This is a genomic window from Frigoribacterium sp. Leaf186 (assembly GCF_001423905.1).
Taxonomy (GTDB): domain Bacteria; phylum Actinomycetota; class Actinomycetes; order Actinomycetales; family Microbacteriaceae; genus Frigoribacterium.
In genome coordinates, this window is sequence record NZ_LMPQ01000009.1 from 81,794 (window position 1) to 97,455 (window position 15,662).

At 71.9% G+C, this 15,662-nt stretch carries 12 protein-coding genes; 10 read left to right on the forward strand and 2 right to left on the reverse strand.

The features are described 5' to 3' along the window. Positions 1–130: 130 nt before the first annotated feature. From ASG05_RS06455 to ASG05_RS06495, 9 genes are all read left to right on the forward strand, one after another. Complete coding sequence (locus ASG05_RS06455; RefSeq protein ID WP_056259010.1) at positions 131–1,078, forward strand: hypothetical protein; 948 nt, start codon at positions 131–133, stop codon at positions 1,076–1,078. A 192-nt stretch (positions 1,079–1,270) separates the two neighbouring features. Next, on the forward strand, positions 1,271–2,986 hold the full coding sequence (locus tag ASG05_RS06460) for an ABC transporter substrate-binding protein (protein ID WP_082486508.1): 1,716 nt from the start codon (positions 1,271–1,273) through the stop codon (positions 2,984–2,986). A 4-nt stretch (positions 2,987–2,990) separates the two neighbouring features. Beyond that, positions 2,991–3,944 carry an ABC transporter permease gene (locus ASG05_RS06465; protein WP_056259014.1) on the forward strand — a complete coding sequence of 318 codons (954 nt, stop codon included), beginning with the start codon at positions 2,991–2,993 and terminating at the stop codon, positions 3,942–3,944. After that, positions 3,941–4,828, forward strand: a complete 888-nt coding sequence (locus ASG05_RS06470; RefSeq protein WP_235491426.1) for an ABC transporter permease — start codon at positions 3,941–3,943, stop codon at positions 4,826–4,828. The genes ASG05_RS06465 and ASG05_RS06470 overlap by 4 nt, the downstream gene beginning before the upstream one ends. A 7-nt stretch (positions 4,829–4,835) precedes the next feature. Further along, complete coding sequence (locus tag ASG05_RS06475; RefSeq protein ID WP_056259017.1) at positions 4,836–6,779, forward strand: gamma-glutamyltransferase family protein; 1,944 nt, start codon at positions 4,836–4,838, stop codon at positions 6,777–6,779. After that, complete coding sequence (locus tag ASG05_RS06480; RefSeq protein ID WP_056259026.1) at positions 6,763–8,427, forward strand: ABC transporter ATP-binding protein; 1,665 nt, start codon at positions 6,763–6,765, stop codon at positions 8,425–8,427. Before ASG05_RS06475 ends, ASG05_RS06480 begins: the two co-directional genes overlap by 17 nt. Continuing rightward, complete coding sequence (locus tag ASG05_RS06485; RefSeq protein ID WP_235491427.1) at positions 8,408–9,184, forward strand: GntR family transcriptional regulator; 777 nt, start codon at positions 8,408–8,410, stop codon at positions 9,182–9,184. The genes ASG05_RS06480 and ASG05_RS06485 overlap by 20 nt, the downstream gene beginning before the upstream one ends. Before the next feature lie 195 nt (positions 9,185–9,379). Next, positions 9,380–10,762 (forward strand): hemolysin family protein, encoded by a 1,383-nt coding sequence (locus ASG05_RS06490; protein ID WP_056259028.1) that lies wholly within the window; start codon positions 9,380–9,382, stop codon positions 10,760–10,762. Then, on the forward strand, positions 10,759–11,799 hold the full coding sequence (locus tag ASG05_RS06495; RefSeq protein WP_056259031.1) for a CNNM domain-containing protein: 1,041 nt from the start codon (positions 10,759–10,761) through the stop codon (positions 11,797–11,799). The genes ASG05_RS06490 and ASG05_RS06495 overlap by 4 nt, the downstream gene beginning before the upstream one ends. A 38-nt stretch (positions 11,800–11,837) precedes the next feature. On the opposite strand, the gene ASG05_RS06500 is transcribed toward ASG05_RS06495, so the two are convergent. Together ASG05_RS06500 and ASG05_RS06505 are read right to left on the reverse strand one after the other, a co-directional pair. After that, the gene (locus tag ASG05_RS06500) at positions 11,838–12,497 is read right to left on the reverse strand and encodes a GntR family transcriptional regulator (protein WP_056259032.1); all 660 of its coding nucleotides are present in this window, start codon (positions 12,495–12,497) and stop codon (positions 11,838–11,840) included. 215 nt (positions 12,498–12,712) lie between these two features. Beyond that, complete coding sequence (locus tag ASG05_RS06505) at positions 12,713–14,461, reverse strand: glycerol-3-phosphate dehydrogenase/oxidase (RefSeq protein ID WP_056259036.1); 1,749 nt, start codon at positions 14,459–14,461, stop codon at positions 12,713–12,715. A gap of 190 nt (positions 14,462–14,651) precedes the next feature. Here ASG05_RS06505 and ASG05_RS06510 point away from each other — a divergent pair, with 190 nt between their 5' ends. Beyond that, positions 14,652–15,551, forward strand: a complete 900-nt coding sequence (locus tag ASG05_RS06510; RefSeq protein WP_235491431.1) for a sugar-binding transcriptional regulator — start codon at positions 14,652–14,654, stop codon at positions 15,549–15,551. Positions 15,552–15,662: the final 111 nt, after the last annotated feature.

Here is a 15,662-nt window from a genome sequence, read left to right on the forward strand (position 1 = left end):
CGCCTGTCACCGCACCGTCAGGTGAACATCGCACCGCCGAATGTGGCGGTGCGATGTTCATGTGGCGGTGCGACCGGTGGCCTGTGGACAACTCTCGAGGCACGGGCGTGATCTAGGGCACAGTGCCGGGGTGAGCGAACCGATCGTCGTGCCCCTTCCTCCTCTCTTCCGCGTCGACTCCGTCGGAGCACACAGTCGTGAGGCCGCGGCGCTGCGACGACGTGCTCGACGTGGCGAGTACGTCGCCCTCGCCCTCGGCACCTACGTCGAGGCTCGCGCGTGGCGCGGGCTGAGCCCCCGCCGTCAGCACGTGCTGCGGACCCGAGCCGTGCTCGGACGGTTGGACGGGCGGGTCGTGGTGTCGCACCTGTCCGCAGCTGCCGTCCTCGACGTGCCGACCATCGGAACGTGGCCCGACAAGGTCCACGTCATCGACCCCCTCCGGCGTTCGACCCAGACCTCGCCCGGCGTCGTCCGCCACGCGGGGCCCCTCGACCCTGCTGACGTGCGGGTGGTGGACTCCCTGCGGGTCACCTCGCCGGCGCGCACGGCCGTCGACCTCGCTCTCGCCTCGTCCTTCCGCGACGGCGACGTGGCCTTCGACGGGGTGCTCCATCAGGGGACCGCGTCGCGGGCGGAACTGGAGACCGTCCTCGACGCCCGTCCGACCCTCCGCGGTCGCGCAGGAGCCCGGCGAGCGCTGGCTTTCGCCCACGAGGGGGCCGAGTCGGCCGGCGAGTCGTGGTGCCGAGTGCTGCTCGATCGCCTCGGGGCGCCGGCACCGGTGCTGCAGCGAGCCTTTCCGTGGGCCGGGGGCCGCGACGTCGTCGACTTCTGGTGGCCCGAGTTCGGCATCGTCCTCGAGTTCGACGGACTGTCCAAGTACACGAAGGCCCGGTGGCGCGGCGGACGGGCGCCCGAACAGGTCGTCGTGGACGAGAAGATGCGCGAGGACCGCATCCGTGGTCGCCCGGAGGTCAGGGGCTTCGGACGCGCCGTCTGGAACGAGCTGGTGCACCCCGAGCTGCTCGAGGCCGAACTCGTGCGAGTCGGGCTGCCTCTTCGCACCGCCAGATGAACGTCGCACCGCCACATTCGGCGGTGCGACGTTCAGGTGGCGGTGCGCTGACGGGACCGGAGGCGCGGCCCGGGGCAGCCCGGCAGACGTTTTACCCGCGCGAAACAATTCGTATACAAAACTGGGGCGTGCGGCGCGATTGTATTCAATCCGCGTCGCACAGACCGATACCGCCCGAGCATCGGAGGCCAAATGGCCCGCCCACCCCGCCCGACCCGCACCGCGGAGGCCGCGAGCGCGTTCCGCGCCGCGAGCACGACTCGCGCCGCGGGCACGACCCGCCGCCGGGCCCTCGCGCTGTCGGCCCTCGCCGCCGCGGCGACGCTCGCCCTGACGGGCTGCGTCCCGCAGCAGCCGGCCGGCACGAACCCGCCGGTCAAGGAGGACGTCACGACCGCTCCGATCGGCGACAAGGCGATCGTCGAGGGCGGCGACCTCGTCATGGCGCTCTCGGCCGAGCCGGACGCCCTCGACCCCACCACGTCGTCGTCGCTGTACACGCGGTACGTGATGGAGACGATGTGCCAGAAGCTCTACGACATCGACGCCGAGGGCGACCTCGTGCCGTTCCTGGCGACCGAGCTGCCGACCCTGTCGGACGGTGGGCTCACGGTCGAGATCCCGCTGCGCACGGACGCCGTCTTCGCCGACGGCACCCCGTTCGACGCCGAGGCCGTCGTCACGACCTTGCGTCGGCACCTCGACAAGCCGGACTCGTCGCGGGCCAGCGAGCTCGGCCCCGTGACCGGCGTCGAGGCCCTCGACGACGACACCGTGCGGCTGACGTACGAGCGTCCCTTCGCTCCGTTGACCGCGGCGCTCGCCGACCGGGCGGGCATGATCATGTCACCGACCGCGCTCGAGGCCGAGGGTGACGACTTCGGTGACGCCCCGGTCTGCGTCGGGCCGTTCAAGTTCGTCGACCGGGTGCCGCAGACCTCGATCACGGTCGAGCGCGACCCGCTCTACTACGACGCCGCCGACGTGCACCTCGACACGATCACGTACCGCATCATCACCGACGCGAGCATCCGGGCGGCGAACGTCCGGGCCGGCGACGTGCAGGTGGCCGACTCGATGTCGACCATGGACGTCGACGCCCTGATGGCCGACGACGGCCTCACGGTGCTGCAGGTCGGTTCGTTCGGCTACCAGGGCCTGACCGTCAACATCGGCAACCAGGACGGCGTCGGCACCGACCCCGTGCAGATCGACACCCCGTTGGCGAGCGACGTGCGCGTCCGCCAGGCGCTGGCCATGTCGATCGACCGCGACTCGCTCGTGCAGAGCGTGTTCGGGGGCTGGAACGACACCGCCTGCTCGCCGATCCCGCCGACCAGTCCGTTCGCCACGGCCGCCAGCGACGACTGCCCGGGCTACGACCCCGAGGGAGCGAAGCGCCTCCTCGCCGAGGCGGGCGTGACCACGCCGTACGAGATCGAGATGCAGGTCAGCAACAACGCCGACACGCTGCGCCTCGCGCAGGCATTGCAGGCGCAGGTGGCCGACGGCGGGTTCCGGCTGTCTATCACGCCGGTCGAGTACTCGACCCTGCTCGACGTGCAGTCGCGTGGCGACTTCGACGCGCTGCAGCTCGGCTGGTCGGGCCGCGTCGACCCGAACGGCAACATGGTCAACTTCTTGCGGACGGGTGGTGGCAACAACTACTCGGGCTACAGCGACGCGCGGGTCGACGAGCTGCTGGCCGACGCCGCCGCCTCGATCGACGTCGACGAGCGTGCCGCGCTGTACGGCGAGGTCGTGACCCAGGTGCAAGAGGACGAGCCGCTGATCTACCTGTACCGCACCCGAAGCCTGACCGCGCTGACGAACGAGGTCGCCGGGGTGTCCACGTACGCCGACGGCGTCGTGCGCCTCAGCGACGCCGCGTTCGTCGAGGGGGAGTGACCCGATGACCCGTTACCTGCTCACCCGGCTCTGGCAGTCGGCCGTCACGCTGGTGATCGCCTCGATCGTCGTGTTCTGGGGCGTGCGCCAGCTGCCCGGAGACCCGGCCCTGGCACTCGCCGGTGAAGAGGCGACGCCCGAGCGCGTCGCGGCGATCCGCGCCGACCTCGGCCTCGACGACTCGCTGATCGTGCAGTACGGCCGGTTCGTCGGCAACTTCTTCCGAGGCGACTTCGGCGAGTCGACCCGCACGGGCACGCCCGTCACCGAACTGATCGGCGCGACCCTGCCGGTCACGTTGTGGCTGGCGCTCTACGCGATCGTCGTCGCGGTCGTCGTGGGCGTCGCGCTGGGCGTCGTCGCCGAGCGGTACCGCGGCCGCTGGCCCGAGTGGATGGCCAACGCCGCCGCCCTGGTCGGTCTGTCGGTGCCGAACTTCTGGCTCGGCATCCTCGCGATCCTCTGGCTCGCGGCGGGCCTGGGCCTCTTCCCGGCGTCGGGCTACGTGCCGGTCGCCGAGAACCCGGCGAGCGCCTTCTACCACCTCACCCTGCCGGCGCTGATCCTCGGCACGAGCCTCGCCGCGGTGATCATGCGGCAGACGCGGGCCTCGATGATCGAGACGATGAAGACCGACTACGTGCGCACCGCCCGGGCCAAGGGCCTCGGCCGCGGCCGGGTGCTGATGCGCTACGGGCTGCGCAACTCGATGATCGTCGTCGTCACGATCGTCGGCCTGCAGCTCGGCGGCCTGATCTCGGGCGCCGTCGTCACCGAACGCATCTTCGCGCTGCCGGGCTTCGGCAAGTTGACGCTCGACTCGGTCTTCACCCGCGACTACCCGGTGATCCAGGCCGTCGTGCTGATCATCACGGTCGGCTACATCGTGATCAACCTGGCGGTGGACGTCCTGTACTCCGTCATCAACCCGCGCATCAGGGTAGGAGGCGCATCGTGACCGTCATCGAGACACCCACCGCCCAGGGGGCCGGCCTCGGCTCGGCCCGGGGTCGGGTCTGGCGGGGGCTGCGGCGCAACCGGCTCGGCATCGCGGGCGGCGTGATGCTGCTCGTCGTCCTGGTCGCCGGGCTCGCCGCGCCGCTGCTCGCGCCCTACGACCCGACCCGGGTGAACTTCGAGCTGCCGTTCCAGGTGCCCGGCACGGTCGGCTACCTGCTCGGCACCGACGACCTCGGCCGCGACATCCTCTCGCGGACCGTCTACGGCATCCGCGTCTCGCTGCAGGTGGGCGTGCTCTCGGTGCTGCTGGCCGTGGTGGTTGGCACGCCGCTCGGCCTGCTGGCCGGCTACTGGCGCTGGCTCGACGGCGTCATCTCGCGCCTCACCGACGTCATGCTGGCGTTCCCGTTCCTGATCATCGCCGTGGCGCTCGCCGCGATCAGCGGCCCGAGCCTGACGAACGCCGTGGTCGCCCTCGGCATCGCGCAGGTGCCGACGATGATCCGCGTGGTGCGCGGTGAGACGCTGCGCATCAAGTCGACCGACTTCGTGCTCGCCGCGACGACGATGGACGCCACCGGCCTGCGCGTGATCTTCCAGCACGTGCTGCCGAACTGCGTCTCGGCGATCATCGTGCAGGCGACGGTCATCATGCCGGTCGCCGTCATCGGCGAGGCCCTGCTGTCGTTCCTGGGGCTGGGCATCCAGCCGCCGACGGCCAGTCTGGGCATCATGCTGAGCGACGCGCAGCAGTACCTGGCGAAGGCGCCGTTCGCGGCCGTCGTGCCGGGGCTCGCGATCGCCGTGATCTGCCTCGGCTTCAACCTGTTCGGCGACGCCCTGCGCGACGCCCTCGACCCCACCGCCAGCGACCGGAAGTGAACCCCTCGTGAGCTACACCACCCCCGACGAGTTCGTCACCCGCCCCGACCTGCGGGGCACCTTCGGCATGACGTCGTCGACCCACTGGCTGGCGACGGCCTCGGCGCAGTCGGTGCTCGAGCGTGGCGGCAACGCCTTCGACGCCGCGGTCGCCGGAGCCTTCGTGCTGCACGTCGTCGAGCCCCACCTCAACGGCCCCGGGGGCGACCTCACCGCGATCTACGCCACCGCCGAGGCGCCCGACGCCCCGACGGTGCTCGTCGGGCAGGGGCCCGCCCCCGCCGCGGCAACGCGCGAGCACTACGTGGCCGAGGGCCTCGAGCTCGTCCCCGGCTCGGGAGCCCTGGCCGCCGCCGTCCCCGGTGCCGTCGACGCCTGGCTGAAGCTGCTGGCCGAGCACGGCACCTGGTCGCTCGCCGACGTGCTCGCGTACGCGATCGGCTACGCGCGCGACGGCCACCCGATCGTGGCGCGCGTGGCCTCGACCATCGAGACCGTGGCCGACCTGTTCACCGAGCACTGGCCGACGTCGGCCGCGCAGTGGATGCCGGGCGGCGAGGTGCCCCGCGAGGGCGACCTGCTGACCAACCCGGCCTACGCGGCCGTCCTCGACGAGCTGGTCGCGGCCGGCGAGGCCCTCGGCCCCGACACCACCCGTGAGGCGAAGATCGAGGAGGCGCGGGTCGAGTGGGGCAGCGGACACGTCGCGCAGGCGATCGACGCGTTCGTCCGCACTCCGCACCGTCACTCGTCGGGCACCGACCACGCGGGTGTCATCACGGCCGCCGACCTCGCCGCCTTCCGGGCGACGACCGAGCCCGCGACCACCGTCGAGTTCCGGGGTCACACCGTCGCCAAGACCGGCGCCTGGGGCCAGGGTCCGGCCCTGCTGCAGGTGCTGGCGCTGCTCGAGCCGCTCGACGACGACCTGCTCGACCCGTCGACCGCCGACGGCGCGCACACGATCGTCGAGGCGCAGAAGCTCGCGATGGCCGACCGCGAGGCCTGGTACGGCCCGGGCGACGTGCCGCTCGACACCCTGCTGTCGGCCGCCTACGCCGACGAGCGGCGCGCGTCGATCGGCGAGCGGGCCTCGCACGAGCTGCGTCCCGGCGACGTCCCCGGCCGCGAGCCGTACGCCCTGCCGACGATGCGCACCGAGTACCTGCCGCCCGCCCTCAGCGAGGCGCCCGCCGGCGTCGGCGAGCCCACGGTCGCCGCCCCGAGCGCGTCGGGCACCCCGAGCACCCCGACCGCGTCCACCGCCGCGGCCACCGCGCCCGCCGAGGACGCCCCGCCCACCGGCACCGCGCCTCCTGCCGACCGCCTGGCCGAGCCGTTCACCGAGCCGACCGGCGAGACCCGCGGCGACACGTGCCACCTCGACGTGGTCGACCGCTGGGGCAACGTCGTCTCGGCGACGCCGTCGGGCGGCTGGCTGCAGTCGTCGCCGACGATCCCCGAGCTGGGCTTCTGCCTCGGCAGCCGCCTGCAGATGTCGTGGCTCGACGAGGGCACGGCGTCGACGCTCGAACCCGGCACCCGCCCGCGTACGACGTTGACCCCGACCCTCGTGCTGAAGGACGGTCAGCCCGTGGTCGCCCTCGGCTCGCCCGGCGGCGACCAGCAGGACCAGTGGCAGCTGCTCTACCTGCTGCGCACGATCGTCGGCGGCTACACGCCGCAGCAGGCGATCGACGCCCCGGCCCTGCACACCACGTCGTTCCCCGGCAGCTTCTGGCCCCGCACCTGGACGCCCGGCGGCGTCGTGGTCGAGGACCGCCTGGGCGACGACGTCATCGACGCCCTGGTCGCCCGCGGCCACGTCGTCACCCGCGCCGGCGACTGGTCGCTCGGCCGGCTGTCGAGCGTGTCGCGAGACCCCGAGACCGGCGTGCTCTCCGCCGCCGCCAACCCCCGAGGAGCCCAGGCCTATGCCGCAGGACGTTGAGAACACGACCCCACCGCTGCTGAGCGTGCGCGACCTGCGCGTCTCGTTCGGCGACACCCCCGCCGTGCACGGCGTCGACCTCGACGTCCGGCCCGGCGAACGGGTCGCGATCGTCGGCCAGTCCGGTTCGGGCAAGTCGACGGTGGTCGCGGCGATCCTGCGGCTGCTGCCCGGTGCCGGCCACATCACGGGCGGCACGATCGTGCTCGCCGGGCCCGACGGTGGTTCCCTCGACCTGGCGCAGGCGTCCGAGGCGCCGATGCGCCAGGTGCGCGGCGCCCGCATCGGCCTCGTGCCGCAGGACCCCTCGACGAACCTCAACCCGTCGATGAAGGTCGGTGCGCAGATCGCCGACGCCCTGCGCACCCACGGCCTGCGGGGCCACGACGAGGTGCAGCGCCGCGTCGTCGCCCTGATGACCGAGGCGGGCATCCCCGAGGCCGCGCGTCGGGCGGGGCAGTTCCCGCACGAGTTCTCGGGCGGCATGCGCCAGCGCGTGCTCATCGCGATCGCCCTGGCCCGTGAGCCCCAGCTGCTGATCGCCGACGAGCCGACCAGTGCGCTCGACGTGACGGTGCAGCGGCAGATCCTGAACCACCTGCAGACGCTCGTCGAGAGCCGGGGCACGTCGCTGCTGTTCATCACGCACGACCTCGGGCTCGCCGCCGACCGCACCGACCGCATCGTCGTGATGCTCGAGGGCCGCGTCGTCGAGCAGGGCACGCCCGAGCAGATCCTGCGTCGCCCGCAGCACGAGTACACGAAGCGCCTGGTCGCGGCCGCGCCGACGCTGGCCTCGGCCACCGCGTTGCGTCGCGGCGAGGCCGTGCTCGAGACGGCGACGGACGCCGAGGAGGCGCGGGTCGACCCGATCCTGACCGTCACCGACCTGGTCAAGGAGTTCCGCCTCCGGGGTCGCCGTGGCGAGCAGGTGCGCGCCGTCGACCACGTCTCGTTCGAGGTGCCGCGCGGCACGACGACCGCGATCGTGGGCGAGTCCGGCTCGGGCAAGACGACCGTCGCCCGCATCGTGCTCGGCCTCGAGTCGGCCACGAGCGGGTCGGCCCTGATCGACGGCGAGAGCATCACGGCGAGCCGTGGTGCCTCACGTCGGGCGTTGCGGCGTCGGGTGCAGCCGGTCTTCCAGGACCCCTACGGCTCGCTCGACCCGTCGTACAGCGTCGAGCGGTTGGTCGACGAGCCGCTGCGCATCTTCGGCGTCGGCGACCGCGCCTCCCGTCGGCAGCGCGTCGCCGAGCTGCTCGACCAGGTGGCCCTGCCGCGCTCGGTCGCGCAGAGCCGGCCGAACGAACTGTCGGGCGGGCAGCGGCAGCGCGTGGCGATCGCCCGGGCGCTCGCCCTCGAGCCCGAGCTGCTGATCTGCGACGAGGCCGTCTCGGCCCTCGACGTGCTCGTGCAGGAGCAGATCCTCGAGCTGCTCGGCGACCTGCAGCGACGACTCGGCCTGAGCTACCTGTTCATCACCCACGACCTCGCGGTCGTGCGGCAGATCGCCCACGACGTGGTGGTGATGCGCAAGGGTGCCGTGGTCGAGCGGGGTAGCGTCGACGACATCTTCCTGTCGCCCCGTGCCGAGTACACGACCGAACTGTTGGGAGCCATCCCCGGTGCCAGCCTCGCCCTCTGAGGGCACGCCCCCCGTCGTGCTCGTCGACGCCCTCCGCCGAGAGATCGTCGACGGCCGCCTCGTGCCGGGCACCCGCATCACCGAGGCGTCGGTCGCCCGCCGTCACGGGGTCTCGCGGGTGCCGGTGCGCGAGGCGCTGCGCGCGCTCGAGGCCGAGGGCTTCGTCGTGTCGACGCCGAACGTGGGCAGTCGGGTCGCGGCGATCCCGGTCGACGAGGCCGACGACCTCTTCGCGGTGCGCGAGGCGCTCGAGATCTCGACCGCGCGGCGGGCCGCACTGCGGGCCCGCGAGCTGTTCGGCGAGCCCAGCCCGCCCGAGGACTGGTGGCGCACCCGCCGCGAGCTCGGACAGCTGCTCGACGACGGTGACGAGGCCGTCGAGGCGGGCGACCTCGACCGGCTGGTCGAGCTCAACGACCGGTTCCACGTCGGCGTCGCGCGCCTGAGCGGCAGCGCCACGCTCGGCACCCTGCTGCGCCAGCTCTCGAACAAGATCGAGTGGCTCTACGCCCTCGACACGTTCTCGCGCGGCAAGCGGCTGTGGCCCGACCACCGCCGCATCCTCGCGGCGATCGACGCGGGCGACGAGGCGGCGGCCGCCGAGCTGATGGGCTGGCACGTCCGCGAGTCGCGCATCGGGTTCCTCGCCCGCACCGAACCCGCCGACCGCGTGGCCGACCTGCGGGCCACCCCGCCCGCCCTGCCGCCGACGATCGCGGCGTCGGCCAGCACGGCGCCGGCGTCCTCGACGACCTGACCCGCGCCTCCCCGGCTCGCCGCCGGTCGTCGATCGAGGCCGTTGGAGCCCGGGCGTGCACGGGCTGCACGTTCTCAGGTGACGGGCGGCGTCGCTGCTTACTGTTCTCGGTCATGGACGAACCTCCCTCTCACATGCCCTGGCCTCTCCCGCGCCTGACCGCTCGTGCGGTCGTCACAGACGGGGAGGGGCGACATGAATGAGTGGGTCATGGTCGGCATCGGCCTCGTGCTCACCGTCGGCACCGGCTTCTTCGTCGCGTCCGAGTTCTCGCTGGTCAACCTCGACCGGAGCGAGCTGGAGGCGCGGCGCGACCGGGGCGAGAAACGCCTCGGTCCCACGATCGGTGCGTTGCGCATCACCTCGACGCACCTCTCGGGTGCGCAGCTCGGCATCACGCTCACCACGCTGCTGACCGGGTACACCTTCGAGCCGGCCATCAGCTCGCTGCTGAGCGGCCCGCTCGACGCCGTGGGCGTGCCCGCCGGGGCCGTGCCGGTCGTGGGCAGCGTCGCGGGCATCGTGCTCGCCACCCTCTTCTCGATGGTGGTCGGCGAGCTCGTGCCGAAGAACTTCGCCCTCGCGCTGCCCCTGGCCACGGCCAAGGCCGTCGTCCCGTTCCAGGTGGTGTTCACGACGGTGTTCAAGCCGCTCATCGTGCTGTTCAACGACACGGCCAACGCCGCCATCCGCGCGATGGGCATCGAGCCGAAGGAAGAACTGTCGGGGGCCCGCTCGGCCGAAGAGCTCAGTTCGCTCGTGCGTCGGTCGGCGCTCGAGGGCCGGCTCGACCAGGACCACGCGACCCTGCTCGGCCGCACCCTGCGCTTCTCGCAGCACGACGCCTCCGAGGTGATGACCCCTCGCGTCCGCATGACGACCGTCGCCGCGACCGGCACGGCCGCCGACGTCGTCGAGGCCGCCCTCGCCTCGGGGTTCTCGAGGTTCCCGGTGATCGGCGACGACAGCGACGACATCGTCGGCGTCGTGCACGTGAAGCACGCGTTCGCCGTCCCGCTCGCCGAGCGCGCCTCCGTCGGCTCGACCTCGCTGATGCAGGAGGCGCGGTTCGTGCCCGAGAGCATGGGCACCGACTCGCTGCTCGGCCTGCTGCGCCACGGCGGCCTGCAGCTCGCGGTCGTCCGTGACGAGTTCGGCGGGACCGCCGGGCTCGTCACCCTCGAGGACGTCGTCGAAGAGCTCGTCGGCGAGCTCGAGGACGAGCACGACCGCGCCCGCGTGGGCATCGTGCGCCAGGCCGGCACCGTGCTCTTCGACGGTGCCCTGCGGCCCGACGAACTGGCCGACCGGGCGGGCATCCGCGTTCCCGACGACGGCGACTACGAGACCGTCGCCGGCTTCGTCATCGACCGGCTCGACCGACTGCCCGAGGTCGGCGACGAGGTCGCCCTCGAGAGCGGCAGCGGCAGCCTGCGGGTCGAGCGCGTCGCGCAGGGGCGCCTCGAGCGCCTGCGCTTCGTCCCGGCGCCCGACCCCGCGGGCGGCCTCGACGCCGTCGCGCCCACCACCGAGCACGACCGCGTGGTCGCCTCACTGAGAGAAGGGGTCACCCGATGAGCGAGTACCTGCCCGGCATCGTCTGGCTCGTCGTGCTGCTGGTCGTCAACGGGTTCTTCGTCGGCGCCGAGTTCGCCGTCATCTCGGCCCGCCGCTCGCAGATCGAGCCGCGTGCGGAGGCCGGCAGCAAGGCGGCGGCGAAGACGCTCTGGGCGATGGAGCACGCGACGCTCATGCTGGCCACCAGCCAACTGGGCATCACCGTCTGCTCGCTCGTCATCTTGAACGTCTCGGAGCCGGCGATCCACCACCTGCTCGAGATCCCGCTCGGACTCACCAGCCTCTCGGCCGAGGCGATCGGCGTGGTCGCCTTCGTCGTGGCGCTCGTGCTCGTCACGTTCTTGCACGTGGTCGTCGGCGAGATGATCCCGAAGAACCTGTCGTTCTCGGTGCCCGACCGGGCCGCGCTGATCCTGGCACCGCCGCTCGTCTTCGTGGCGACCGTCTTCAAGCCGGTCATCTGGTCGCTGAACGCCGTCGCCAACGGCGTGCTCAGGCTCTTCCGGGTCGAGCCGAAGGACGAGGCGACGAGCTCGTACACCCTCGACGAGGTCGCGACGATCGTGCTGCAGTCGACGCGAGAGGGCACCCTGACCGACTCGTCGGGCACCCTGTCGGCCGCGTTCGAGTTCACCACCCGCAAGGTGCGCGACGTCGAGGTGCCCCTCGACGAGATGGTGCACCTGGCACCGGGGTCGACCCCGGCGGACGTGCAGCGGGCCGTGGCGGCCCGGGGGTACTCGCGCTACGTGCTGACCGACGGCGAGGGTCAGCCCACCGGCTACCTGCACCTCAAGGACGTCATGGACCTCACCGACGACGAGTCGTTCGGGTCGCCCGTGCCCGAGAAGCGCATCCGTCGCCTCGGCGCGGTCGGCCGCGACACCGACCTCGAGGACGCCCTCGCCTCGATGCGCCGGGTCGGCGCCCACGTGGCCCGATCGGTCTCGCCCGACGGCGTCACCACCGGGGTGCTGTTCTTGGAGGACATCATCGAGGAGCTCGTCGGAGAGGTCGACGACGTCACCGTGACCTGATCGACGGTGCCGGTGCCGGTGCCGGTGCCGGTGCCGTCTCAGGTGAGGGTGTGCGGGCCGGGCAGGGCGTGCAGCTCGGCCGCTGCCGCCTCGGCCGCGACCGGGTCGCCCGCCTCGGTCGCCCGGCGGAGGGCCACGAAGGACGTGGCCATCGAGTCCCAGTGCAGCACCTGCACGATGTTCGGCACCCGCAGCTTGTAGGCGAGGCCGTCGGTGACGTCGGAGCAGACCTTGACGAGGGCCGGGTTGCCGCAGTGCTCGACGTAGGTCGAGAACAGGGCGACGGCGTGGGCGTTGAGGGCCGGGCCGTCCTCGCGGGCGAGGTCGTCGAGGCAGACGTCGATCGCCCGCACGATGTCGTCCGTGACCTCGGGCGTCAGGTTCGGCACGGCGAGACGGACGGCACCCGCGAAGAGCACGCCCAGGGTCTGCACCGCCTCGACGGCCTCTTCGGCCTTGGGGGTGGCGACCTTCGTGTAGCGGTTCGGGGCCATCTCGACGAGCCCGGCACGGACGAGGTCACCGAGGGCCTCTCGGATGGGGGTGCGTGAGACCTGCAGCCAGGCGATCAGCTCGTCGTCGTGCAGTCGCTCGCCCGGCTCGAGCGTGCCGTCGATGATCGCGTCACGGATGCGGCTGCGGACCGTGTCGCGCAAGAGCTGCCGCTCGGCGGCTGGGGGAGAGACGGGGATCGGCATGCGGCCTCCTGGTGGTCTGGGGCGGGGTGCCCAGCCGACATACTAATACGTTTTCGGCTTTCGTTGCCCGATGGGCAGCGACAGTGGAATGTCAATTCTGCCTCCCGGCAGCCAGGAGGGCGAGCCAGGGGGGGCGAGCCAGGTCGACGAAGCCGGGGCGACGAAGCCCCGCCCCTCGGTGGAGGGGCGGGGCTTCGGGGCTCGGGTCGGCGTCGTTACTCGGCGGCCACCGTGGCGGGCGCCGCCACCGGCACGTGCTGTGAGGCGACCTCGACGCCGTGGGCGTCGCGCAGCGTCGTCACGGTCTGCTCGATCTCGTCGTCGCGCTGCTCGGGCGTCCAGCCGAGCGAGTCGGCCATGACGTCCGCGATCTCGGTCAGCAGCTCGATCGTCACGCCGCCCACGAACGCGAGGTTCGTGCGGCGCAGGACGACGTCGGCCAGGTGCACGGCGTCCTCGTGCTCGGCGAAGTACGCGATCTCGGCCGTGGTGAGCGTCGGCTCGGCCTCGAGGGCCTGCGACGGCTGGTCGAGCAGCACCTCGATGACCTCGGAGGCGCGGGTGCCGTAGCGGGTCAGCAGGCGGTCGACCTGGTCGCGGTCGAGTCCGTCGGCGTGGGCGGCGATCCAGGTGGTGCGGGCGCCGTCGGTGGTCGGGAACCCCTTGCCGCCGCCGATCGCCATGCCCGTCGTGTCGACGGACCGGGTCACGCCGAGCTTCGTCGTCGCCTCGGTGGAGAGGTGGGCCGACAGTGCCCGGAAGGTCGTCCACTTGCCGCCGACGAGGCTGAGCACCGTCGTGCCGGGCAGCTCGGCGACCTCGGTCTCGACGATGCGGTAGTCGCGCGACACGAAGCCGGCGGCGAGGTCGTCGTGCTTCGGCAGCGGGCGCACGCCCGAGTACCGGTACACGATGTGGTCGCGGTTCAGCTCGATGTCGGGGTAGACGTGCTTCACCAGGTCGAAGAAGTAGTCGACCTCTTCTTCGGTGCAGACGGCGGGTTCGGCCATGTCGGCCTCGAGGTCGGTGGTGCCGATCAGCACGCGGCCCTTCAGCGGGTAGATCAGCACGATGCGGCCGTCGTTGTTCTCGAAGAAGATCTCGCGGCCGTTGGTGGCCTCGAGCAGCTCGGGGCTGTCGACGACGATGTGCGAGCCCTTGGTGCCGCCCATGTACTGGGACTCGGCGCCGAAGGCCTTGTTGGTGAGGTCGGTCCAGGGGCCCGAGGCGTTGACGACCACGTCGGCCTTCACGGTGAACTCGGTTCCGGTGACGACGTCGCGCAGGGTGACGCCGCCGTCGGCGGTGCCGACGGCCTCGAGGTAGTTGGCGCTGCGGGCGTTGTCGCCGGCGGCCAGGCCGTCCTTCAGCACGTCGAGGGCCAGGCGCTCGGGCTCGTGGACCGAGGCGTCGTAGTAGGTGCCGGTGTACTTGAGCGACTTGTTCAGGTGGGGCATCTCGGCCAGGGCCTTCTTGCGCCCGAGGAACTTGTGCCGGGGCACCGAGCCGCCGTCGCGCGAGAACGAGTCGTACATGGTCATGCCCACCTTGATGAGCAGCGCGCCGCGCTCCTTCGTGGAGCGCTGCTTGTGCGTGAGCATGCGCAGCGGGGCGTTCATGATGCCGCTGAACGTCGAGAAGATCGGCATCGTGGTCTGCAGCGGCTTGACGTAGTGCGGGGCGATCTTGAGCAGCCCGTTGCGCTCTTCGACGCTCTCGCGGACGAGGCGGAACTCGCCGTTCTCGAGGTAGCGGATGCCGCCGTGGATCATGTGCGACGAGGCCGCGGACGCACCCGAGGCGTAGTCGGCGCGCTCGACGAGCACGACGTCGACGCCCTGCAGGGCGAGGTCGCGGAAGGTCGCGATGCCGTTGATGCCACCGCCGACGACGAGCACCTGTGCCGTCGGGCGGTCGACGATGCGCTGCACGTTGGGACGGATGGTGTCTGTCTTCTTCGACATGGTCACTGCTTCTTTCGATGCGATGTCTGGTGGTGGTGGCCGACTCGTCGTGCGGGCCGGTAGATTCATCGTCGTCCCGATGCACACAAGGTGCAACGTATCTGCACGAACGTGCAAGGAGGTCTCCGTGGTCGCTGGCGATCAGTCCGAACGCACGCAGGAGGCGCTGCGCGCGGCGCATCTCTACTACATGCAGGACCTCACGATGGAGGCCATCGCGCACGAGCTGCAGACGTCCCGGTCGTCGGTGTCGCGCCTCCTGAAGTCGGCTCGCGAGACCGGTCTCGTCGACATCCAGATCAAGTCCCCCCTCGACCAGCCCACCTCGGTCGGAGACGGCCTGCACCGCCGGTTCGGCGTGGTCGCCCACGTCGTCCCGGTGCCCGACCAGACGAGCGACGTGGACCGCCTCGACCGGGTGGCGCTGTCGGCTGCACGAACGCTCACGCAGTACGTCGACTCGAACATGGTGGTGGGCGTCGCGTGGGGCTCGACCGTGAGTGCGGTGAGCCGGTACCTGGTGCCCAAGACGACGCACAACACGGTCTTCGTGCAGCTGAACGGAGCGGCCAACACCCGCACCACCGGCATCGAGTACGCGAGCGAGATCCTCCGCCGCTTCGGGCACGCGTACGGCGCGCTGATCCAGCAGTTCCCGGTGCCGGCGTTCTTCGACGACCCCGCCACCAAGCGCGCGCTGTGGAGCGAGCGCAGCACCCGCCGCGTCCTGTCGCTGCAGGGCGAGATGGACCTCGTCGTGTTCGGCGTCGGCTCGCGCGAGGCGCACGTGCCGAGCCACGTCTACTCGGGGGGCTACCTCGAGCAGAGCGACCACGACAGCCTCGTCCACGACCACGTCGTCGGCGACGTCGCGACGGTGTTCTTCCGCGAGGACGGCTCGTCGGCCGACATCGAGCTGAACCAGCGGGCGACCGGGCCCGACCTGGCGACCATCCGGCGGACGCCGCGGCGCGTCTGCGTCGTCGCCGGCGAGGCGAAGGTCGTGAGCGTCCGGGGGGCCCTCGCCGCGGGCCTGGTCACCGACCTCATCCTCGACGAGGGGACGGCCCGGGCCCTCCTCGCGAGCTGACGCTCGAGGGCAGGAGGCGCGGTCGGGGTACAGCGGGCCAGCCGCGACCCAGCCCGCACGCGTAGACGGGAGCGGTCGCACACCGGGCCCCGACGCGGGGCCCCGAGAGGA

Coding starts and splice junctions, on each gene's coding strand:
- ASG05_RS06460 (WP_082486508.1), top strand. CDS start 1,271: ATGGCCCGCCCACCCCGCCCGACCCGCACCGCGGAGGCCGCGAGCGCG.
- ASG05_RS06465 (WP_056259014.1), top strand. CDS start 2,991: ATGACCCGTTACCTGCTCACCCGGCTCTGGCAGTCGGCCGTCACGCTG.
- ASG05_RS06480 (WP_056259026.1), top strand. CDS start 6,763: ATGCCGCAGGACGTTGAGAACACGACCCCACCGCTGCTGAGCGTGCGC.
- ASG05_RS06490 (WP_056259028.1), top strand. CDS start 9,380: ATGAATGAGTGGGTCATGGTCGGCATCGGCCTCGTGCTCACCGTCGGC.
- ASG05_RS06495 (WP_056259031.1), top strand. CDS start 10,759: ATGAGCGAGTACCTGCCCGGCATCGTCTGGCTCGTCGTGCTGCTGGTC.
- ASG05_RS06500 (WP_056259032.1), bottom strand. CDS start 12,497: ATGCCGATCCCCGTCTCTCCCCCAGCCGCCGAGCGGCAGCTCTTGCGC.
- ASG05_RS06505 (WP_056259036.1), bottom strand. CDS start 14,461: ATGTCGAAGAAGACAGACACCATCCGTCCCAACGTGCAGCGCATCGTC.
- ASG05_RS06510 (WP_235491431.1), top strand. CDS start 14,652: ATGCAGGACCTCACGATGGAGGCCATCGCGCACGAGCTGCAGACGTCC.